22 protein-coding genes are annotated in these 20389 nt (G+C 70.7%); all 22 read left to right on the top strand.

The genetic code is table 11. The annotated features are described in order from the left end of the window. Positions 1-12 precede the first annotated feature (12 nt). The 22 genes from gatC (at position 13) to CK500_RS07180 (ending at position 20382) form a co-directional block, all read left to right on the top strand. Positions 13-348 carry an Asp-tRNA(Asn)/Glu-tRNA(Gln) amidotransferase subunit GatC gene (gene gatC, locus CK500_RS07280; protein WP_095636577.1) on the top strand — a complete coding sequence of 112 codons (336 nt, stop codon included), beginning with the start codon at positions 13-15 and terminating at the stop codon, positions 346-348. Then, on the top strand, positions 349-1656 hold the full coding sequence (gene gatA / locus CK500_RS07275; protein ID WP_095636576.1) for an Asp-tRNA(Asn)/Glu-tRNA(Gln) amidotransferase subunit GatA: 1308 nt from the start codon (positions 349-351) through the stop codon (positions 1654-1656). Positions 1657-1746: 90 nt separating this feature from the next. Continuing rightward, a complete protein-coding gene (locus CK500_RS07270) occupies positions 1747-2517 on the top strand; it encodes a hypothetical protein (RefSeq protein ID WP_095636575.1) in 771 nt (256 codons plus the stop codon). Positions 2518-2646: 129 nt separating this feature from the next. Further along, on the top strand, positions 2647-3153 hold the full coding sequence (locus tag CK500_RS07265) for a DUF5797 family protein (RefSeq protein ID WP_095636574.1): 507 nt from the start codon (positions 2647-2649) through the stop codon (positions 3151-3153). A 151-nt stretch (positions 3154-3304) separates the two neighbouring features. Next, positions 3305-4474, top strand: coding sequence for a bifunctional phosphopantothenoylcysteine decarboxylase/phosphopantothenate--cysteine ligase CoaBC (gene coaBC / locus CK500_RS07260; RefSeq protein ID WP_095636573.1), 1170 nt, complete (start codon positions 3305-3307; stop codon positions 4472-4474). A 154-nt stretch (positions 4475-4628) separates the two neighbouring features. Then, positions 4629-5903, top strand: coding sequence for a monovalent cation/H+ antiporter subunit E (locus tag CK500_RS07255; RefSeq protein WP_233138936.1), 1275 nt, complete (start codon positions 4629-4631; stop codon positions 5901-5903). Next, positions 5900-6205, top strand: a complete 306-nt coding sequence (locus tag CK500_RS07250) for a cation:proton antiporter (protein WP_004050115.1) — start codon at positions 5900-5902, stop codon at positions 6203-6205. Before CK500_RS07255 ends, CK500_RS07250 begins: the two co-directional genes overlap by 4 nt. After that, complete coding sequence (gene mnhG, locus CK500_RS07245) at positions 6205-6531, top strand: monovalent cation/H(+) antiporter subunit G (protein ID WP_095636732.1); 327 nt, start codon at positions 6205-6207, stop codon at positions 6529-6531. The genes CK500_RS07250 and mnhG overlap by 1 nt, the downstream gene beginning before the upstream one ends. Further along, entirely contained in the window at positions 6528-7154 is a 627-nt protein-coding gene (locus CK500_RS07240) for a DUF4040 domain-containing protein (RefSeq protein ID WP_095636572.1), read from the top strand. Before mnhG ends, CK500_RS07240 begins: the two co-directional genes overlap by 4 nt. Then, the gene (locus tag CK500_RS07235) at positions 7151-7840 is read left to right on the top strand and encodes an MnhB domain-containing protein (RefSeq protein WP_095636571.1); all 690 of its coding nucleotides are present in this window, start codon (positions 7151-7153) and stop codon (positions 7838-7840) included. Before CK500_RS07240 ends, CK500_RS07235 begins: the two co-directional genes overlap by 4 nt. After that, positions 7837-8394 carry a cation:proton antiporter subunit C gene (locus CK500_RS07230; protein ID WP_198951520.1) on the top strand — a complete coding sequence of 186 codons (558 nt, stop codon included), beginning with the start codon at positions 7837-7839 and terminating at the stop codon, positions 8392-8394. The genes CK500_RS07235 and CK500_RS07230 overlap by 4 nt, the downstream gene beginning before the upstream one ends. Next, positions 8387-10054 carry a proton-conducting transporter transmembrane domain-containing protein gene (locus tag CK500_RS07225; protein ID WP_095636570.1) on the top strand — a complete coding sequence of 556 codons (1668 nt, stop codon included), beginning with the start codon at positions 8387-8389 and terminating at the stop codon, positions 10052-10054. The genes CK500_RS07230 and CK500_RS07225 overlap by 8 nt, the downstream gene beginning before the upstream one ends. Then, positions 10051-12168: a cation:proton antiporter gene (locus CK500_RS07220; protein ID WP_095636569.1), complete on the top strand. Its 2118-nt coding sequence runs from the start codon at positions 10051-10053 to the stop codon at positions 12166-12168. The genes CK500_RS07225 and CK500_RS07220 overlap by 4 nt, the downstream gene beginning before the upstream one ends. After that, the gene (locus CK500_RS07215) at positions 12165-13952 is read left to right on the top strand and encodes a Na(+)/H(+) antiporter subunit D (protein WP_095636568.1); all 1788 of its coding nucleotides are present in this window, start codon (positions 12165-12167) and stop codon (positions 13950-13952) included. Before CK500_RS07220 ends, CK500_RS07215 begins: the two co-directional genes overlap by 4 nt. A gap of 103 nt (positions 13953-14055) precedes the next feature. After that, on the top strand, positions 14056-15534 hold the full coding sequence (locus CK500_RS07210) for a CRTAC1 family protein (protein WP_095636567.1): 1479 nt from the start codon (positions 14056-14058) through the stop codon (positions 15532-15534). Positions 15535-15601: 67 nt separating this feature from the next. Next, positions 15602-15802, top strand: coding sequence for a DUF7576 family protein (locus CK500_RS07205; protein ID WP_095636566.1), 201 nt, complete (start codon positions 15602-15604; stop codon positions 15800-15802). A 119-nt stretch (positions 15803-15921) separates the two neighbouring features. Then, positions 15922-16647 carry a ribosome assembly factor SBDS gene (locus CK500_RS07200; RefSeq protein WP_095636565.1) on the top strand — a complete coding sequence of 242 codons (726 nt, stop codon included), beginning with the start codon at positions 15922-15924 and terminating at the stop codon, positions 16645-16647. A 110-nt stretch (positions 16648-16757) separates the two neighbouring features. Then, positions 16758-17297, top strand: a complete 540-nt coding sequence (locus tag CK500_RS07195; RefSeq protein WP_095636564.1) for a YbaK/EbsC family protein — start codon at positions 16758-16760, stop codon at positions 17295-17297. A 127-nt stretch (positions 17298-17424) separates the two neighbouring features. After that, a complete protein-coding gene (locus CK500_RS07190; protein WP_095636563.1) occupies positions 17425-18450 on the top strand; it encodes a metal ABC transporter substrate-binding protein in 1026 nt (341 codons plus the stop codon). After that, complete coding sequence (locus CK500_RS17190; RefSeq protein WP_158224033.1) at positions 18447-18587, top strand: hypothetical protein; 141 nt, start codon at positions 18447-18449, stop codon at positions 18585-18587. Before CK500_RS07190 ends, CK500_RS17190 begins: the two co-directional genes overlap by 4 nt. Next, entirely contained in the window at positions 18584-19324 is a 741-nt protein-coding gene (locus CK500_RS07185; protein ID WP_095636562.1) for a metal ABC transporter ATP-binding protein, read from the top strand. Before CK500_RS17190 ends, CK500_RS07185 begins: the two co-directional genes overlap by 4 nt. Next, a complete protein-coding gene (locus tag CK500_RS07180) occupies positions 19324-20382 on the top strand; it encodes a metal ABC transporter permease (RefSeq protein WP_095636561.1) in 1059 nt (352 codons plus the stop codon). The genes CK500_RS07185 and CK500_RS07180 overlap by 1 nt, the downstream gene beginning before the upstream one ends. Positions 20383-20389: the final 7 nt, after the last annotated feature.

The following is a 20389-nucleotide window of genomic DNA, read 5'->3' as shown; positions in this document are numbered from 1 at the left end:
ACACCTCCGCGTATGAGCGATACGTCCGAGTCGACGGATGACGCGGAGGCGGCGCCCGACGGGGGCGACGACGCCGCGAGCGCCGTCGACGCCGAGGAGGTCCGACACGTCGCGGAGCTCGCGAGGGTGCGGCTCGACGACGACGAGGTCGCGGCGTTCGCCGACCAGTTCGGCGACATCCTCGACTACTTCGAGGCGCTCGACGAGGTGCCCGAGACGGACCGCGAGGAGGAGCTCGTCAACGTGATGCGCCCCGACGAGGTCGAGAAGGGGCTCTCCCAGGAGGAAGCGCTGTCGAACGCCGAAGAGACCGAAGACGGCTTCTTCGTGGGGCCGAAGGTGTCGTAGATGGCGGCCGACTACAACGCCTTCATCACGGAGGCGACGATCGAGGGCGACGCGGACGCCGACGGCCCCCTCGCGGACAAGACCGTCGCGGTCAAGGACAACATCTCCACCGAGGGGATCCGGACGACCTGCGGCTCCGAGATGCTCGCGGACTACGTCCCGCCGTACTCCGCGACGGTCGTCGATCGCCTCACGGCGGCGGGCGCGACGGTGGTCGGCAAGACGAACATGGACGAGTTCGGGATGGGCACGACGACGGAGACCTCGGCGTTCGGCCCCACGAAGAACCCGGCCGACCCGGAGCGCGTCCCCGGCGGCTCCTCCGGCGGATCGGCGGCCGCGGTCGCCGCGGGAGACGCGGACGTCGCGCTCGGCTCCGACACGGGCGGCTCCGTGCGGTGTCCGGCCGCCTTCTGCGGCGTCGTCGGCATCAAGCCCACCTACGGGCTCGTCTCGCGGTACGGGCTCGTCGCGTACGCGAACTCCTTAGAACAGATCGGCCCGATCGCGGGCACCGTCGAGGAGGCCGCGGCCGCGCTCGACGCCATCGCCGGCGACGACCCCAACGACGGGACCACGCGCGACCTGAGCGAGGTCGAGGGCGCGGACCCCGACGCGAGCTACGCCGCGGCCGCCGACGGCGACGTCGACGGGCTGACGGTGGGCGTCCCCACCGAGCTGTTCGAGGGCGCCGACGAGCGCGTCGTCGAGACGGTCGAGGCCGCGATCGCGGACCTGGAAGACCGGGGCGCGGAGACGACCGAGATATCGCTGCCCTCGGTCGAGCACGCGGTGCAGGCGTACTACGTCATCGCGATGGCGGAGGCGTCCTCGAACCTCGCGCGCTTCGACGGCGTGCGGTACGGGAATCGCGCCGAGTCGGACGGCAACTGGAACGAGTCGTTCGCGGAGACGCGCGAGGAGGGGTTCGGCGCGGAGGTCAAACGCCGGATCCTGCTCGGCACGTACGCGCTCTCGGCGGGGTACCACGACAAGTACTACAAGAAGGCGCAGGACGCCCGCGCGTGGGTCCGAGAGGACTTCGAGGAGGCGTTCGCGGACGTGGACGTGATCGCGTCGCCGACGATGCCGGTGCTCCCCTTCGAACTCGGCGAGAGCCTCGACGACCCGCTCCGGATGTACCTCGCGGACGCGAACACGACGCCCGTGAACCTCGCGAACCTCCCCGCGATTTCGGTGCCCGCCGGCGAGGCCGACAGCCTGCCCGTCGGCCTCCAGCTGGTCGGGCCGAAGTTCGACGAGGAGACGGTGATCCGCGCCGCGAGCGCGGTCGAAGACGCCAGCTGAACGTCGCTTCCGCCGGCTCTTAATCCGCCTAAAACCGCGTTGAGCGTCTCGTCAGGTTATGTGCCTCCCGCCCCTCCTCCCGAGCGCATCATGACCGAAACCGAATCGACGACGGACGCGTTCGATCGTGAGAGCGTTCGCTCCGCCAGTCGGATCGCCATCGCGGCGCTCGCGCTGGTGGGCGTTCTGTACCTGTTCACGCTGCTGCCGGGCGTCGACCGGCTGGTCCCGCTCACGCCGGTCACCTTCGCCGCGGTCGCCAGCGCGGTGGTGACGGTCGCGGTCGTCGCCCTCCTCCTGTTCGCCGCGCCGAAGGTCGCCTCGCTGACGCGCACCGCACTCCACCGGACCGACGCCGCCGACCACGTGGAGCGCATCGCCGAGAACGCCGGCGCATTGGCCTACTGGCTCGTCGTGCTGGCAGCCGTGCTGGTCGCCCACCGCGGGCTCGCCGGCGCGGTCGTCCCCCTGATCGACGGGTTCGCGTGGGCGTACGACGCGGCGTTCCTGGTCGCGTCGTTCGTCCCGCTCGTCTTCGTCGTGGCCCGGCTGACCGTGACCGTCGACCCGCTCTCGGAGCTCGTCGCCGACCGGGTTTCCGGGTCCGAATCGGCGGGAGACGACCCGACTGAAGACGCCGACGGCCCGGGTACAGACGCGGACGGGGCGGAGCCGTCGGCCGGTGATGACCCCGGCGAATCCGCGGACGCGCCCACGGACGCTGATGGGCCCACCGCGATCGACGCGGCCGGCTCGCAGGGCCACTCGATCGGAGAGCGATGGGGCGTCGACGACGAGTCCGGAGACGCGCACGACAAGAGCGCGGCCGACGAGAGCGCGGACGACTCGACGAGCTCCTGACTCGGACCGGTGATCGACTGGACCGGTCGGCCGAACCGATCATGACGGCGGCGGCCGACCCCTTATTCTACCTCGTCGGCCCGGATCGCGATCCGGAACGTCCATACCCGCCCCGGTGAACGACCACGTATGGCGCTGACCGACGAGGAGCGGAGCCGGCTCGCCGACGTCGTCCGCCTCCAGCCGACGAAGAACGGCGAGCTGCAGGACGCGTGGGACCTGGAGAGCGGCAGCGAGGTCCACCAGTACCTCGAGAACCACCTCAAGGAGTACTACTACCGCGACGACGACAGCCTGATCCGGTCGACCGCGGAGGCGAACGACCTCGTCGACGTCGAGCCCGGGATCGAGGCCGACGCCGTCGCCAAGGGCGGCGCGCCGGAGACGATCCGCGTCCCCGAGCTGGAGGCCCGGGTGTTCGAGGTCGTGGCGGGCCCAGACGAGCGGTCGCAGTCGGTCGTGGCCGTGCTCAACGCGGTCCGCGAGGCGTTCGACCTCGACCCAGACGTGGACGAGGTTCGGCGCGCCCTCCGGAGCCTCGAACGGAAGAACGTGGTCGAGGTGGTGTACCGGACCGTTCCGACGTTTAAACTGGCCGTCGAGCGCGACGAGATCACCGTCGAGATCGCGGAGTAGCCCGCGGCCGACGCCGAGGAGTAGTTCGCCGCCGAAGCCGAGGAGTAGCTCGCCGCCGACGCCGCCGGCTCTCCGGCGGCGCGGCGACCGCGGAGGGACGGCGTTCCGCAACGACACCTTATAAGCCGCCGGGGCCGGAACCCTCTCGGTAATGCTACAGGGGGTCAACGTCGCGCTCGGCGTCTCGGGGAGCATCGCGGCGGTGAAGGTCGTCGAACTCGCCCACGAGCTGCGCCGCCACGGGGCGAGCGTCCGCGCCGTCATGTCCCCGGCGGCGACGAACATCGTCCACCCGTGGGCGGTCGACTTCGCGACCGACGAGCCCGTCGTCACCGAGATCACCGGGAGCGTGGAACACGTCGAGCTGTGCGGCCGCGAGGGGTGGGCCGACGTGCTCCTCCTCGCGCCCGCGACCGCGAACACCGCGGGGAAGGTCGCGGCCGCGATCGACGACACCCCTGTCACGACCTGCGCGACGACCGCGCTCGGCGCCGACGTGCCGGTCGTGATGGCACCGGCGATGCACGAACCGATGTACGACCACCCGGGCGTGCTGGATGCGCTCGACCGGCTGGAGGACTGGGGCGTCCGGTTCGCGGACCCCCGGATCGAGGAGGGGAAGGCGAAGATTGCCGCCGAGGACGACATCGTGACCGAGGTCGCCCGCGCGGCGACGCCGGGGTCGCTCTCGGGGGCCCACGTCGTCGTCACCGCGGGCGCGACGAAAGAGCGGATCGACCCGATCCGAATCTTAACGAACCGCGCGTCGGGGAAGACCGGCCGGGCCGTCGCCCGGGCGCTGTACGTCCGGGGCGCGACCGTGACGCTGGTGCAGGACGGGCCCGAGGTCCCCTACGCCGACGTGGTCGCTGTCGAGACCGCGGCGGAGATGATGGAGGCGTGCCGCCGAACCGCGGCCACCGCCGACGCGCTGATCTCCGCGGCGGCCATCTCCGACTTCACCGCCGACGCGGTCGATCAGAAGATCCGGTCCGGGTCGCCGCTGTCGGTCGACCTGGAGCCGACGCCGAAGCTGATCGACTCGGTGCGGGAGGCGTACCCGGACCTCCCGATCGTCGGGTTCAAAGCCGAGACGTCCGGCGACGACGACGCGATGATCGCCGAGGCGGCGCGGATCCGCGATCGGGTCGGCCTCGCGTTCGTCGTCGCCAACGACGCGAGCGTGATGGGCGCCGAGGAGACGCGCGTCCTCCTCGTCGGCGAGGAGGGGACCGAGCCCGAGGAGGCGGTCGGCTCGAAGGACGCCGTCGCCGGCCGGATCGCCGACCGGCTGGCCGCGGAGCTCGGTCGGTCGGCGTAGCGACCGGCCGATCCGCGGCGACGGGTCCGCACCCCTCGCTCGCCCCGAAACCGTCGCGGATACAAACTGTTTTGAGGCGGTAGAGAAAGGATCGGGACAGAGATACACATGTGCATAGAGACGGCGAAACTCGGCTCCGTCGGAGGTGTGGTGGGTGGCTGACACCGACGCCGCCGGCGACGCCGACGACGAGGGGGCCGGCAGCGGGACCGCCGGCGGCGACGCCGCCGACCGCTCCGGCGACGACGCGGATCGCGGCGCTCCGGCCGCGCCGACCGGGGGACTCGTCGTGCCCGTCGAACCGACGCCCACCCTCCGGGCGACGATCGCGTACGCGGTCGAGGCGGCGGTCGACGACGGCTTCTCCACGATCCACCTCGTGGAGATCGCGTCGTGGCGGAACGGCGACCCCGACGCCGACAGTCGGGCGGCCAAGGCCGAGCGCGTCCTCGAACGCGCCGAGGCGTGGGCGAACTCCGACCTCGACGACCTCGACGGGGACCGTCCCCCGGTGACGGTGGCGACGGAGCTCATCGGGGCCGACGAGTACCTGTTCGGGCCGGACGACTACGTCCGCGTGCTCGCCGCCTACGCGAAGGAGCACGACGCCGGCGCGGTGCTGCTCGACCCGGAGTACACGCCCGTCGGCAACACCACCCTGCTCCAGCCGCTGGAGTTCGCGCTGTCGAACACCTCACTGACCGTCGAGACGGCGCCGGTGACCCGACCGACCCGGCGCGAGCGGCTCCGGAGCGAGGCGACCGGGGGCCGGTTCGTCGCGATGTTCGGCTTCTCGCTCGCCTTCTACCTCCTGCTCGGCGACCCGTTCTACTGGTTCGACTGGGTGACGGGTATCGCGACCGCGGCGATCGTCTCGATCACCCTCTCGCGGGTCAGCATCGACACCGAACCGGCGATTCCGCGGACACCGATGCGGGTGGTTCGCGGCGTGATCTACGTCCCCGTCCTCCTCTTCGAGATCGTCAAGGCGAACGTCGAGATCGCCCGGGTGATACTGGACCCGCGGCTCCCGATCGAGCCGACGCTGAACCGGATGCGCGTGATCGTCGGCAGCGGGCTCCCGCTGATGACGCTCGCGAACTCGATCACGCTGACGCCCGGGACCCTGACGGTCCGCGCTCGCGACAGCGACCTGTACGTCCACTCGCTCATCCCGTCCGCCCGCGACGGGCTCTTCGACGGGTCCCTGGAGCGCTGGACGCGGTTCGTCTACTACGGGCGGGCGTCGGCGCGGCTCCCGACCCCGCGCGAGCGCGACGACTGCGCGATCCTGCAGGGGCCGGACGCGACCGAGGAGCTGCCGATCGCCGCGGCCGACGGCGGCGCGGAGCCCTCTGAGAGCGGTGAGACGCCGCCCGAACCGGACGAAGGGAGCGACGCCGCGACGCCGGAGGTGACCGACGGATGAGCGTCGTCGACGCCGCGCTCGTCGCCGGCTACACCGTCGGCGACTTCCTGCTTCTCGCGGCCGCGGGGTTCACCGTGCTCGCGATCGGGATGCTCTACCGGGCCGTGAAGGGGCCGACGATGCAGGACCGAGTGCTCGCGGTGAACGTCCTCGGGACGAACACCGTCGTCATCCTCGCCATCCTGAGCGCCGCGCTCTCGGAGCCGACGTTCCTCGACATCGCCTTAGTGTACGCGCTGTTGAACTTCCTGATGGCGATCGCCATCTCGAAGTTCACCGTCGAGCGGGGTGGTGTGCTGTGATCGACGCGCTCGGGACCGCCCGCGTGGCGCTCGTCGTCGCGTTCACGCTGCTCGGGCTGTTCTTCACGTTCGTCTCGATGACGGGCGTCCTCCGGCTTCCGGACGTGTACTCGCGGGCGCACACCGCCTCGCAGGCGGACACGCTCGGCGCCGGCTTCGGGCTGGCGGCGGTCGCGCTCACGATCGGCTGGGAGGCGGCCGGAGTCAAGAGCGTGCTCCTGCTGTTCTTCATCTTCGTGACGAACCCGACGGCGGCCCACGCGATCGCCCGGGCCGCCTTCGAGGAAGGGACCGTGCCGTGGACCGAGGGGGACGAGCGCCGATGACGGGCGCGCTCTCCCTCGCGGGCGGGTCGGCCGCCGCGGTCCCCGCCTCCGCGGGCCCCCTCTCCGCCGCCCCGGTCGTCGCGCAGGTCACCGCGATCGAGGCGAGCCTGCTCGCGTTCGTCGTGCTCACGGCGCTCGCGACCGCGTTCGCCCGGGACGTGCTCGCGGCGGTCATCGTCTTCGGGGCGTACAGCCTCGGGATGGCCGCACTGTACACGTTCTACCGCGCGCCCGACGTGGCGCTGACGGAGGCCGCGATCTCCGCCGGCGTGACGACGGTCCTCCTGCTGTTGACGCTCGCGAAGACGACCCGGATCGACCACGAGGCGGCGTTCGAATCGGTGAACCTCCCCGCCGCCGGCGCCGCCGGGTTCCTCTTCGCCGGGCTGTTGCTCACCATGGGAGACATCCCGGCGATCGGCTCGCCGGACGCGCCGGTCTGGTCGAACCCGGACGTGACGCAGTGGTACCTCGCGGAGACGTACGCACAGACCCACGTGGAAAACACCGTGATGGCCGTGCTGGCGGCGTTCCGCGGATTCGACACCTTCGGCGAGGCGGTCGTCGTCTTCGCCGGCGGAATCGCCGCGCTGCTCGTGCTCCACCGGGAGGTGTTCGCATGAGCGACGCCGTCGACGACACCGACATGACCGACACAGCAACCGACGACCCGGTCGACGCGACCGCCGACGCCTCGACGGACGAGGGGGCCGGCGAGGAGCTCCCGCCGCACCGCGCCGCCCCCCGGTCGGGGCGGCTCGACTCGGACGCGCGGCAGGGGACGCCCTACACCGAGAGCCAGGTGATCATGCCGACCGTGAAGGTGGTCGCGCCGTTCGCGTTCACCTTCGGCCTCTTCATCACCTTCCACGGGAGCGGCTCGCCCGGCGGCGGGTTTCAGGGCGGCGCGATCATGGCCGCCGTGGTGTTCATGATCGCGTTCGCGTTCGGCATCGAGTCGACGCGCGACTGGCTCGCGAACACCGTCGTCGTCGCACTCGCGGTCGGCGGCGCCCTCGCGTTCGCCGGGATCGGGCTCGTCCCGGTCGCGCTCGGCGGGGCGTTCCTCCAGTACGACCTGCTGCCGATCCCGATCCTCGACCCCGTCAAGTACGGGATGGAGGGCGTGGAGGTGATTGGGATCGCGCCCATCGTCGCCGGCGTGCTCATGGGGCTGTTCTTCCTGTTGGCGAACGGCTTCGCCACCGAGAACGGCGGGTTCGGAAACGGATCGCTCGATGAGGACGGCTCGCTCGATGAGGACGGCTCGCTCGACGGGGAGTCGGCCGACGCCGGGGGTGACCGATGACGGGCGCTCTCGACGCCGCGGTCGGCGCCGCCTCGGCCCCCGCGTCCGCCCTCGTCTCGGTCCTCGCCTCCGGGACGGCGGCCGCCTCGGCGGTCGACGTGTTGACGACGAGACACGCGTACGTCGCGTTCGCGCTCCTGTTGTGTATCGGCCTCTACATGATGATCGCCAACCCCAACCTCGTGAAGAAGATAATCGGTCTCAACCTGTTTCAGACGGCCATATTCCTGCTTTTCATCACCTCGGCGTACGTTGAGGGCGGCGCGATCCCGATCATTCCCGAGGGGGCAGCCGAGACGCAGACGTTCGTCAGCCCGCTCCCGCACGTGATCGTGCTCACCGCCATCGTCGTCGGCGTGAGCCTCACCGCGGTGGGGCTCGCGCTCTGTATCCGCATCTACGACGAGTACGGGACGCTCCGCACCGACGTGCTCCGCGACCTGCTGCGCGACGAGGGGTCGCTCCCCGAGCGGCCGGCGCTCGGCGGCGCCGGCGCCGGCGGGACTCCGGCCGACGAGTCCGCGGTCGCAGACGGAGGTGAGACGGATGAGTGACGTGCTCCTCCCGGTCGCCATCGCCCTCCCGCTCGTCGCCGCGACGCTCCCGCTCGCGCTCGGCCTGAAGTACGAGCGCGCGGGCTGGCCGGTGGCGGCGGTCGCGACGACCGCCCTCGCCGGGCTCGCGACGGCGATCGGCGTCGAGGTGGCCCGAAACGGGCCGCTCTCGCACGCGCTCGGCACGTACGAGCCGCCGATCGGGATCGAGCTGGTGGCCGACGAGCTGTCGGTCGCGGTGCTCGCCCTCGTCGCCGCCGTCTCGCTGGCGACGCTCGCGTTCGCGCGCGTCGCCGGGCCGCGCGGCAACTCGTTTTACAGCGGCTACCTGCTCTTGGTCGGCGGGCTCACCGGGCTCGTGCTCACGGGCGACCTGTTCAACATGTTCGTCTTCCTCGAGATCGTCGGGATCTCGACGTACGCGCTCATCGCGGCGGACCGATCCGGGGCGAGCGCGTACGCCTCCCTGAAGTACCTCGTGGTGGGGACGGTCGGCGCCTCGCTGTACCTGCTGGGCGTCGGCTACGCGTTCCTCGCGACGGGGACGCTCAACATGCTCGACATGCAGGTCCAGATCGTCGAGCAGGCGAGCTACGCCGACCCGCTGATCCGCGCGAGCTACGCGCTGATCGTCGCCGGGCTCGGCCTGAAGATCGCCGTGTTCCCGATCCACGCGTGGCAGCCGGACGCGTACCAGCGCGCGCCGGACGCGGTGACGACGATCGTCGCCGCGCTCGTGTCGACCGCGAGCGCGTACGCGCTGATCCGGGTGTCGTACACCGTCTTCACGGTCGACTTCCTCGCGGCCAACGACGCGATCACGACGGTCATGCTGATCGTCGCCGGCGCGTCGATCCTCGCGGGCTCCGCGCTCGCGGCGATGCAGTCCGACCTCAAGCGGATGTTCGCGTACTCCTCGGTCGCCCAGTTCGGGATGATCGTCGCCGCGGTCGCGCTCGCGAACGAGACCGCGCTGCTCGGCGGGATCGTCCACCTCGTCGGCCACGGACTCCTGAAGTTCGGACTGTTCCTCGGGATCGGGCTGCTGGCGCTCGGCTACGGCGCCCGCGAGCTCGACGACCTCGCGAGCGCGGCCCGGTCCGCGCCGTACACGGCCGGCGCGGTCGCCCTGCTCGGGCTCGGCCTCGTCGGGATCCCGCCGTCGATCGGCTTCCTCGGGAAGTGGTACATCGGCGTCGGCGCGGTCGAGGCGAGCCTGGACGGCGGTGACCCGGCCGGGATCGGGATCGCGGCCGTGATCTTCGTCAGCACGCTGTTCACGCTGTCGTACGTCGCGCGGGTGATAGAGCGGTTCTACTTCGCCGGCGTCGGGCTCTCCGACGGTCACGGCGAAGGCGACCACGGTGACGGGCACGACGAGGACGGTCACGGTGACGACGGCCACCAAGACGCCCACGGCACCGGCGTCGCTGCCGACGGCGGCCGCGAACCGGCGGCCGCCGCCGGATCCGGGACCGAAAGCGACGCCCCCCTCACGCCGGTCGAGGGGGCGCCGCGATCGCGGTTCGTTCCCGACCGCGTGCCCTCGGCCCCGCTCGTGATCTTGGTCCTCGCGGCGCTCGCGACCGTCGCGCTCGGGTTCGCCGGCTACGCGCTGTTCGAGTGGTTCGACCCGTTCCTCACGGAGGTGTTCGCATGACTGACGTACCCATAACCGATCTACGACCCCTACTGGCGGTCCTGGTCTCGTTCGTCGCGGCGTTCTTCATCGTCGCGTCGTACCGTTCCCCGAACGTCCGCGAGGGGTGGACGATCGCGGCGGCGGTCGCGAAGTTCGCGATCGTTGCCTCGATGCTGCCGGCCGTCCTCGACGGCGCCGTCTTCGAGTGGTCGCTCGGGGCGTTCCTGCCCGGCATCGAGTTCGTGCTGCGCGCCGACGCGCTGGGCATGCTGTTCGCGTTCCTCGCGAGCGGGCTCTGGATCGTCACGTCGTTCTACAGCATCGGCTACATGCGCGGGAACGACGAGACGAACCAGACGCGGTACTTCGCCGCGTTCGCGGTGTCGCTGTCGGCGACGATGGGGATCGCGTTCGCGGGCAACCTCGTGACGATCTTCGTGTTCTACGAGATCCTCTCGATCGCGACGTACCCGCTCGTCGCCCACGACGAGACCGACGAGGCCCGCGCGGCGGGCCGGAAGTATCTCGCGTACACGATGTTCGGCGGCGGCGTGCTCGTCCTCGCCGGAACCGCGCTCGTCTACCTGATCGCCGGCAACGTCTCGTTCACCGCCGGCGGTATTCAGGAGCTGGCGAACGCGGACCCCGGCCTCGCGATGCTCGCCTTCTTCCTCCTCGCGATCGGGTTCGGCGTGAAGGCCGGCATCATGCCGCTTCACCAGTGGCTCCCCGAGGCGATGGTCGCGCCGACGCCCGTCTCCGGGCTGCTCCACGCGGTCGCGGTCGTCAAGTCCGGCGCGTTCGGCGTCTCGCGCGTCGTCCTCGACGTGTTCGGGCCGGAGCTCGTCTTCGATCTCTCGCTCCCCTTCGGCTTCTCGGCCGGGCTCGTCCTCTCGACGATCGGCGCGATCACGCTCACCGCGGCCTCCATCATCGCGCTGCGGAAGGACCACCTGAAACAGCGCCTCGCCTACTCGACGGTGAGCCAGCTGAGCTACATCATCCTCGGACTCGGGCTGTTCGGCTGGTACGGGCTCGTCGGCGCGCTGCTGCACATCCCGGCGCACGCGTTCATGAAGCTCACCCTGTTCTTCTGTGCGGGGAACCTCCACGTCTCGACGCACACCGACTACATCTCCGAGATGGCGGGGATCGGCAAGCGGATGCCCCTGACGATGGGGGCCTTTACCGTCGCCTCGCTCGGGATGGCGGGGATCCCGCTGCTCGCCGGGTTCGTCAGCAAGTACTACATGCTGATCGGCGGGGTCCGGATGGGCGCCGAGCTGACGCCGGTCGCCTACTACCTCGTCGGGGCGCTGCTGCTCTCCGGCGTCCTCAACATCGCGTACTTCTGGCCGGTGATCTACACCGCCTTCTTCGAGGCGGAGGACGCCCACGACGCGAAGCCGCTCGTCGACTTCCGGATGGGCGGGGAGTCGCGGTCGACGCTGGCGGCGACCGATGGGGGTCGCGAAGCTGATGACGCGGCGACAGACGGGGGCCGACCAGAGGACGAAGACGGAGAAGAAGACGACGAGGCCGACATCGACGAGGTCGTCGAGAGCGCCGAGGGCGACTCGGCGGTCGACGCCGGGGACGCGGAGTCCGACGACGCCGAGGTGCCGGACGACTCCGACATCCCCGACGCGGAGATGGACGACCTCCCGACCGACGAGGACGGGGTCGTCCGCCCGGACTTCGACACGAGCGACCGGGACTTCTCCGAGCCCGCGGAGCGCGTCGACACGGGTGATTACGCGGTCGACCAGCGCCCGTCGGACGCGGACGTGCCGTTCGGCGTGGGTCGGAGCGACGACCATGACGGGGGCGGCAGCGAGCCGGACCGCGTCGGCGATGACGCCGGTCGCGGTGAAACCGCCCACGACGACACGACCCACGCAGACCACGCCGACCACGGCCACGCCGGCGGACCGCCCGCGGGCGGCTGGGAGCACGTCGCCGGTCTCGACGCCCTCCGCGGGCGCGAGTCCACCTGGTTCATGCTCGCTCCGATCCTCACCGCGATGAGCCTCGCGGTGCTGCTCGGCGTGATCCCCTACGAGATGGGCTTCCTGGAGCTGATCGAGCTCATCGTCGACACGCGGCTTCCGGAGGAGGTGATGCGGCCATGAACTCGGTCCTCACCTCGGTGCCGCCGTACGTGCTGCTCGCCGTCGCCGCGCTCGCCGTGCTCGCGCTCCCGCGCCGGCTCGGCCACGCGGCGGCCGCGCTGGCGACCGCCTTCACGTTCGTCCAGGCCGTCCTGCTCGACGACGGGGGGACGGGCGCGCACCTCGCGACGCAGCTGTTCGGCTTCGACGTGGTCTTCTTCAACGTCGACCAGTTCTCGCTGCTGATGGGGGTCGTCGTTGGGTTCCTCGCGACCGCGGCCGTGCTGTACGCGTACGGCACGGAGGCGCCGACGTGGGTGACCGCGTTCGCGCTGATCTACGTCTCCTCGACGGTCGCGACGATCTACGCCGGCGACTGGCTCACCCTGATCTTCTTCTGGGAGCTGATGGCCGTCACCTCGACGCTGCTGGTGTGGCAGTACGGCGGGGAGGCGGTCCGGGCCGGCTACCGCTACGCGCTGTTCCACGGGATCGGCGGGACGTTCTTCCTCGGCGCCGTCGTCGTCCACGGGGCGTCGATGCTCGGCAGCGTGCCGGCCGCCGAGATCTTCCTGTTCTCGTCGACGACGGGGATCCACGCCTCTGCGACGCTGCTCGCGGCGATCGGGATCGGAATCAACTGCGGGTTCATCTTCCTGCACACGTGGCTGCCGGACACCTACCCGCGCCCGCACGTCGCGGCGTCGGTGTTCCTCTCGGTGTTCACGACGAAGACGGCCGCGTACGTGATGTACCGCGCGTTCCCTGAAGGGGGGATGTGGCTCGCGTACCTCGGCGGGTTCATGGCCGTCTACGGCGCCTTCTTCGCGCTGTTGCAGTACAACCCGCGGCGCCTGCTGTCGTACCACATCCAGGCGCAGCTCGGCTACATGCTCGCCGGGTTCGGGCTCGCGACCTACGTCGGCGAGTTCGCGGTCACCGGCGGCTTCGCGCACCTGTTCAACAACGTCCTCTACAAGAGCTTGCTGTTCATGGCGGTCGGCGTCGTGATCTACCGCACGGGCGTCGAGGATATCCGGGACATGGGCGGACTGTGGCGGGTGATGCCGGTCACCTTCCTCGTCTACCTCGTCGGCGCAGCCTCGATTACGGCCGTGCCGGGGTTCAACGGGTTCATCTCGAAGGGGATGGTGATCGACTCCGCCCATGAGGTCCACAACTACGAGCTGCTGTTCGGGGAGGGACTGCTCTGGTGGCTGCTCATCCTCGGCGGCGTGGGGACGTTCATGTCGTTCATCAAGCTCGGCTACTACATGTTCTTCCACGGCTCGGCGACGCTGTCGCCGAAGGACGCCACGCCGTTCCAGACCGCCGGCATGCTGCTCGCGGGCGGCGCGTGCGTCTTCTTCGGCACGCCGTTCACCTACGGCTACCTCATCGACCTGATGCCGTTCACCGCCGAGGTCGCGTCGGAGCTCCACCCCTACAGCACGAGCCACCTGACCGAGTCGGCGTGGCTGATGGGGGCCGGCTTCGTCGGCTTCTTCGCGCTGAAGCGCCCCCTCGGCTGGCTCGCCCACCGGATGCCCGACGCCGACGCGGTGACGTACCCCGCCGTGTTCTACCTCGCCCGCGGCTCGATCTGGGGCGTCACCGAACTGTGGGCCGCCGTCGACCGCGCGGTGATGAACGCCGTCGCGGCCGTCGAGTGGACCGCGATGCACCCGCGGGAGGCGCTCGGACGCGCCGGCGTCGACGTCGAGATCCGGACCGGGATCGGCCGGAGCGTCCTCTTCTTAACGCTCGCCGCCGGGGTCGCGCTGTTCGTGTTCGTGCTCGGCTAGCGCGGCGCGCGGTGGGCGATAGGTGCCGGGCCGCGACAGTTTTTATAAGATCGTCGTCGCACAGACCCGTGAGTTCTTATTCCCCGAGCGGTGACGGACGGCCATGTTCACGGAGCGGTCCGACATCGTCGCTGACGACGACCCGGTTCGGGGCTACGGCGTCGCGGTGACGCCCGGCCGGGAGGGACCGCTCGTGTTCGTCGCGGGCTACGGGGAGCCGAACCGGCTGTACGCCCGCGATGGCGATCAATTCGTCGACACGGCCTGCGGCATCGTCGCCGACGGGACCAGACACGGGATGGGGGTGTGTGCGGCCGACCTCGACGCCGACGGCTGCGAGGAGGTGTACGTCCACAACTGCACCAAGGGCGTCGACGGCGGCGGCGACCCGGACCTCCTCCTGAACCGGCTCGAGTCCGAGCGCTACCGCTGGACCGACCTGTTCGCGCTCGACGTGAACGCCGACCGGCTCGCCGTGCGCGCGGGCCGGTCCGTCGCCGCGCTCGACCGCCTCGGAACCGGGCGGTACGGCGTTGCCGTCTCCGGCTACGCCGCGCCCCTCGCCTTCTACGAGATCGGCGACGACGGCGAGATCACGGACATGGCCGACGCGGTCGGACTGGAGGTCGACGGCGGCTGTCGGTCGCTGCTCGCGGTCCCGCACTGCTCGGGCGAGGGCGACCTGTTCGCCGGGGTCGAACGCGGGCCGAACCGGCTGTTCCGGAACGACGGCGGCCACTACGACGCCGCCGACGGCGGAACGGCGCTCTCGGATCCGGCGGGCGACACGCGCGGGGCCGCCCTCGTCGACGAGGGCGGTCGATTCGCGTTCGCGGTCGGCAACGAGAGCGGGCCGAACCGACTCCTCCGCCGAGCGCCCGACGGCGGGTTCGCCGACGCCGCGCCGCCCGCGCTCCGCGACACCGGCCGCGTCCGGACCGTGGTCGCCGCCGACTTCGACAACGACGGCCGCGAGGAGCTGTTTTTCAACGCCTCGGGCGAGCCCAACCGGCTCTTCGCGCGCGGTGACGAGAGCGACGACGGCGAGAGCGACGCCGCGCGCTGGCACCGGGTCGATCCGGGACCGGCCGCCGAGCCGGACGGGTTCGGGACCGGGGCGGTTGCGGCCGACATCGACGGCGACGGTATCCTCGAACTGATCGTCGTCCACGGCGAGGTCGCGGCCCAGCCGATCGCGGTGTACAAGGACCCGACGGCGCGCGCCGCCGGGTGGGTCCGGATCCGTCCGACAACGCGTCACGGCGCGCCGGCCAGGGGGGCCGTGGTCAGGCTCGAGACGACCGACGGGGTCCAGCGCCGCACCGTCGACGCCGGCGGCGGCTGCCTCTGCCAGACGGAGCCGGTCGCGCACTTCGGGCTCGGCGGGTCGACCCCGGTCCGGGTCGCGGTGCGGTGGCCGGACGGCCGCGAGCGGACCGTCGCCGACCCAGCGGCGAACGCGGAGCTCGCGGTCGAACACCCCTCGCGGGTCGCCGCGTCGACCGACGGACGGCGGGGACGCGGACGGGGCGACGGGGGCCGGTGGAACGAGGAGGCCGACGGTTACCCGGTCGGGCGGTGAGCGCGGATCGAACGGACATAACTGCCGGCCTTCGCGGGTTCAAGTGTCCGGAGGTGCACGGGCGAGTATGGTAGATCCGACTTCCGGCCTCGAGGAGGACGTCGACGAGGAGTCCGCGCCGCGCTGTGCGACCTGTGGGGAACCGGCGCTCGGCACCGGCCGCCGGACGGTGACGTGGGTCGACGGCGACGACGCGGTGCACCGACAGTTCTGCTCGCAGGCCTGTCGAGACGAGTGGACGGACGAGCGACCCTCGGCCGACGGCTGATCGGAGGGATCGAGAGACCGAGGGACCGAGGGGCCGAACGACCAAACGACAGCCTGGTCGGGCCGCGATCGCGGCGCGCCGCGGGAGGCTTTTTCACCGTAGGGGTGGTAGCGGGGGGTATGATATCGCTCGACGAGGCCGTGACGGCCCGACTGGAGTCGCACGGCGAACGGTTCGAGGTGCTCATCGATCCCGACGCCGCGCTCGCAATGAAGCGAGGCGAGTTCGAGGGGGACCTAGAGGACGTGATCGCCGCCGAGGACGTGTTCGAAAACGCGTCGCGCGGCGACCGTCCGGCCGAGGAGGACTTAGAGACCGTGTTCGGCACGACCGATCCGCTGGAGATCATCCCCCAGGTCGTCGAGCGCGGGGAGATCCAGATCACGGCCGAGCAGCGCGAGGAGATGATGGAGCGGAAGCACAACCAGCTCGTCACCACCATCACGCGCAACGCCGTGAACCCGCAGATGGACGACTCGCCGCATCCCCCCGAGCGCATCGAGCGCGCCCTCGAGGAGGCGGGCTTCCAGGTCGACCCGATGGAGCCGGTCGAGAACCAGGTCGACGACGCGCTCGAGGCGCTCCGGCCCGTCATCCCGATCCGCTTCGAGGAGGTGACGATGGCGGTTCAGCTCCCCGCCGACTACGCGGGCTCCGGACAGGCGCAGATCCGCGAGTTCGGCGACCTCGAACGCGAGGAGTGGCAGAACGACGGCTCGTGGGTGGGCGTGTTGACCTTCCCCGCCGGGCTCCAGAACGACCTGTACGACCTCGTCAACGAGGTCACCTCCGGCGAGGGCGACGCCCGCGTGATCAAGGACAAAGACGAGCTGCGAACGCGGTAGGCCCGATCGCGCCGGTCTCGTCGACGAGCCGGTGTGTCGCGGCCGCCGTCTGAGCGCCAGACGTGCCGCGGCCGAGGGATTGATACCCGGCGGCGAGCCTCTTTCTCCGCATGCACGAGCGCGCGACGGAGTTCGCGGAACGGGCCCGGGACCGACACGGCGTCGACCTCGACGTGGTGGAGTTCGACGCGGGGACGGAGACGGCGGCCGCGGCTGCCGACGCAGTCGGCTGTGACACCGCCGCGATCGCCTCCACGATCGTGGTGTCGCTCTCGGGGGTGGATGACGATGCCGATGACGCCGGCGACGCCGGTGGGGTCGGCGACGCCGGCCAAGGCGCCGACGAGGCGCTCGTCGCGGCGATCACGAGCGGCGCGAACCGGCTCGACCTGGACGCGGTCGCGGAGCGGTTCGGCGCCGCGTCGGCCGCGATGGCGGACCCGGAGCGGATCCGCGAGGTCGTCGGGTGGAGCATCGGCGGCGTCCCGCCGATCTGCCACGACGCCGCGGTCCCGACCGTCCTCGATCCGACGCTCACGGGGTACGACACCGTCTACGGCGCGGCTGGGACGCCGAGCGCGCTGTTCCCGATCGATCCGGAGTCCCTGACGGCCCTCGCGGACGCGACGGTCGTCGATCTCACCGAGTGAGCCGGGCGGGGACTGGATCCGAAGCACGGGACCGAGTTGTTAATCGAGGCGGCTCTCCGCGGCCGGTTTATTAATTTAGAGTTGTGAAATAACAACCTTTTTCTGTTAATCAGCAGTACCGATCGGTATGACTCACACACGGCGGTCGGTGCTGCGGCGTGGCGCCGGCCTCGCGGCCGCGGGAACCGCGGCGTCGCTGGCCGGCTGCTCCGACGCCGCGCCCGGCGGGTCCGCCGAGTTCGACGCGGGCTACGCGGCGTTTTTCACCCTCAACGACTGGGCGAACCAGGTCGCCGGCGAGCACGCGAGCTTCGAGGACCCGGTCGACGTCGGCCAGCTCGGACACGGCTGGACGCCGGACGGGAACCTCGCCGCAGACGTGGCGTCGACGGACGCGTTCGTCTACCTCGACAGCTCGGAGTTCCGGTGGGCCCAGGACCTGGCCGCGACGCTGGAGAACGACTACGACACCGTGGCCGTGATCGACGGGCTCGCCGACGTGGAAGACGACCTCTTGGAGTGGGACCACAGCCACGAGGAAGAAGGGGGAAACGACGAGGAACACGACCACGAGGAGGAAGACGAACACGACCACGAGGACGGGAGCGACGAGGCGCAGTACGACCCCCACGTCTGGGTCGATCCGGTCCTCGCCGCCGACATCGTCGACACGATCGCGACGGGGTTGGGCGAGGCGGACCCGGACAACGCCGACGCCTACGCGGCCAACGCCGACGCCTACATCGAGGAGCTCGACGCGGTCGACGCCGCCTTTCAGTCGATCGCCGACGAGGCCGCGCGCGACGTGGCGGTCATGGCGGGCCACAACTCCTTCCAGTACCTGGAGGCGCGGTACGGGTTCCGGCTCCACTCGCCCGTCGGCGTCTCGCCGCAGAACGAGCCGACGCAGAGCGAGATCGCCGACACGATCGAGCTGGTGAACGCGGAGGGGATCGACGCGGTGCTGTACGACCGGTTCGAGTCGCCCACCCTCGCCGAGTCGATCGTCGAGAACAGCGACGCCACCGAGGCGCTCCCCGTCTCGCCCGCGGGGGGGACGACCCGCGAGTGGAACGACGCCGGGTACGGCTACCTCGAACAGATGACCGAGATCAACGTCCCCGCCTTCGAGCGGGCGTTCGACGCGCAGTGAGCGAGACGGCCACGGTGAGCGAGACGGCCACGGTGAGCGAGACGGCGGCCGAACTGCGACCGCACGGCCGGCGACGCGACGCCGACGGACTAAAAGAGCTAAACGTGCGGGCGACCCAGATCGGAGACACGCAGTGACCGCGATCGTCGACCTCGACGGCGTAACGTTCGCCTACGGCGACACCGTCGCCGTGAGAGACGTCTCTCTCACGGTCGAGGAGGGCGACTTCCTCGGACTGGTCGGACCGAACGGCTCCGGGAAGACCACCCTGCTCCACCTCATGCTCGGGCTCCACGAGCCCGACGAGGGGACCGTCGAGCTGTTCGGCCGCCCGGTCGACGAGTTCGACGACGGCGGCCGGATCGGCTACGTCTCGCAGAAGGCGACGAGCCGGGGCGGCGCGATGCCCGTCACCGTCCGCGAGTGCATCACGATGGGGCGGTTCGCGCACGCCGGGCGCGGGCGGCTCTCCGACGCCGACCGCGCCGCCGTCGCCGACGCGATCGAGACGGTCGGCATCGGCGACCTCGCCGACCGGCTCGTCTCGGAGCTGTCGGGCGGGCAGAAACAGCGAGCGTACATCGCCCGCGCCCTCGCGAGCGACGCCGACCTCCTCGCGCTCGACGAGCCGACGGTCGGCGTCGACGCCGAGTCGCGCGACGCCTTCTACGCCCTCCTCGACGAGCTGAACGACGACGGGATCACCATCATCCTCATCGAGCACGACATCGGCGTCGTCACCGACCGCGCGAACCGCATCGCCTGTGTCAACACCGAGCTGTACCACCACGGGGACACCGAGTCGTTCGTCGAGAGCGACGCCCTCGCGGAGGCGTACGGCACGGCCGGACAGGTCGTCCACCACCACCACTGATGAGCGAGGAATCCGTCACCGAAGCCCGGACCGCCACCCGACCCGACCGAGGACTCCGTCGGACCGCCGAACTCGTCGGCATCGGGATCACGGGCGTCGTCGCGGTCGCCATGCTCGGGTTCGTGCTGCTCTACTGGGCGCAGGACCTCCCGGTGGCGAGCGACCTGTACGCCGCGTTCCGATTGTTCGGACGCGGGATGGACGCCGCGCTCGGCACGAACGTGTTCCGGCACCCGATCATGTGGCAGTCGATGGCGACCGGCGTGCTCGTCGGGGTCGTCGCCCCCCTCGTCGGCTCGTTCCTCGTCCACCGCGAGATGGCGCTGATCGGCGAGACGCTCGCGCACACCGCGTTCGCCGGCGTCGCGATCGGGATCCTCGTCACCTCCTCGACAGGGTGGGACGGCTCCCTGCTGTTGGTCGCGCTCGCGGTCGGCATCGTCGGCGCCTTAGTGGTCCAGTGGCTCACGGAGCGCACCGACGCCTACGGCGACGTGCCGATCGCGATCATGCTCAGCGGGAGCTTCGCGGTCGGCACGCTGATCATCAGCTACGGCGACGGGCTCACCGGGATCAACGTCAGGGGGTACCTGTTCGGGAACCTCGCCGTCGTCACGCCGGAGGGCGCGCGGCTGATGGGCGCGCTCTCGCTGATCGTCGTCGCGGGCGTCGCGCTGACGTACAAACAGCTCCTGTTCATCACCTTCGACGAGCAGGCCGCGCGGGTCGCGCAGCTCAACGTCACCGGCTACAACACCCTGCTCGTGGTGTTGACCGCGGTCGTCGTCGTCGGCGCGATGCAGGTGCTCGGCGTCATCCTCGTCGCCGCGATGCTGGTCGTCCCGGTCGCGGCCGCCTCCCAGATCGCCCGGAGCTTCCGCGAGACGATGTACCTCGCGGTGATATTCGGGCAGCTGTCGGTGATCGGCGGCTTCGCGGTCTCGATCGGCTTCGGGCTCCCATCCGGCGGCTCGATCGTCGTGACGGCCATCGCCGTGTACCTCGCGAGCATCGTCGGCTCCGGCTTCTCGGTGAAGGCGATCTCCGCGCACGGGTGAGGGCGGC

It is taken from the genome of Halorubrum salipaludis (assembly GCF_002286985.1).
Lineage (GTDB): Archaea > Halobacteriota > Halobacteria > Halobacteriales > Haloferacaceae > Halorubrum > Halorubrum salipaludis.
The sequence above is the reverse complement of the archived record's forward strand: the minus strand, read 5'-3'. Positions and strand labels throughout refer to the sequence as shown.

Bases quoted from the DNA above. Each gene is read 5' to 3' on its own strand.
- CK500_RS07220 (WP_095636569.1), top strand. From the start codon at position 10,051: ATGACTGACGTACCCATAACCGATCTACGACCCCTACTGGCGGTCCTG.
- CK500_RS07230 (WP_198951520.1), top strand. From the start codon at position 7,837: ATGACGGGCGCTCTCGACGCCGCGGTCGGCGCCGCCTCGGCCCCCGCG.
- CK500_RS07235 (WP_095636571.1), top strand. From the start codon at position 7,151: ATGAGCGACGCCGTCGACGACACCGACATGACCGACACAGCAACCGAC.
- CK500_RS07210 (WP_095636567.1), top strand. From the start codon at position 14,056: ATGTTCACGGAGCGGTCCGACATCGTCGCTGACGACGACCCGGTTCGG.
- gatA (WP_095636576.1), top strand. From the start codon at position 349: ATGGCGGCCGACTACAACGCCTTCATCACGGAGGCGACGATCGAGGGC.
- CK500_RS07195 (WP_095636564.1), top strand. From the start codon at position 16,758: ATGCACGAGCGCGCGACGGAGTTCGCGGAACGGGCCCGGGACCGACAC.
- coaBC (WP_095636573.1), top strand. From the start codon at position 3,305: ATGCTACAGGGGGTCAACGTCGCGCTCGGCGTCTCGGGGAGCATCGCG.
- CK500_RS07270 (WP_095636575.1), top strand. From the start codon at position 1,747: ATGACCGAAACCGAATCGACGACGGACGCGTTCGATCGTGAGAGCGTT.
- CK500_RS07265 (WP_095636574.1), top strand. From the start codon at position 2,647: ATGGCGCTGACCGACGAGGAGCGGAGCCGGCTCGCCGACGTCGTCCGC.
- CK500_RS07250 (WP_004050115.1), top strand. From the start codon at position 5,900: ATGAGCGTCGTCGACGCCGCGCTCGTCGCCGGCTACACCGTCGGCGAC.
- CK500_RS07205 (WP_095636566.1), top strand. From the start codon at position 15,602: ATGGTAGATCCGACTTCCGGCCTCGAGGAGGACGTCGACGAGGAGTCC.
- gatC (WP_095636577.1), top strand. From the start codon at position 13: ATGAGCGATACGTCCGAGTCGACGGATGACGCGGAGGCGGCGCCCGAC.
- CK500_RS07225 (WP_095636570.1), top strand. From the start codon at position 8,387: ATGAGTGACGTGCTCCTCCCGGTCGCCATCGCCCTCCCGCTCGTCGCC.
- CK500_RS07200 (WP_095636565.1), top strand. From the start codon at position 15,922: ATGATATCGCTCGACGAGGCCGTGACGGCCCGACTGGAGTCGCACGGC.
- CK500_RS07180 (WP_095636561.1), top strand. From the start codon at position 19,324: ATGAGCGAGGAATCCGTCACCGAAGCCCGGACCGCCACCCGACCCGAC.
- CK500_RS07215 (WP_095636568.1), top strand. From the start codon at position 12,165: ATGAACTCGGTCCTCACCTCGGTGCCGCCGTACGTGCTGCTCGCCGTC.
- CK500_RS07190 (WP_095636563.1), top strand. From the start codon at position 17,425: ATGACTCACACACGGCGGTCGGTGCTGCGGCGTGGCGCCGGCCTCGCG.
- CK500_RS07240 (WP_095636572.1), top strand. From the start codon at position 6,528: ATGACGGGCGCGCTCTCCCTCGCGGGCGGGTCGGCCGCCGCGGTCCCC.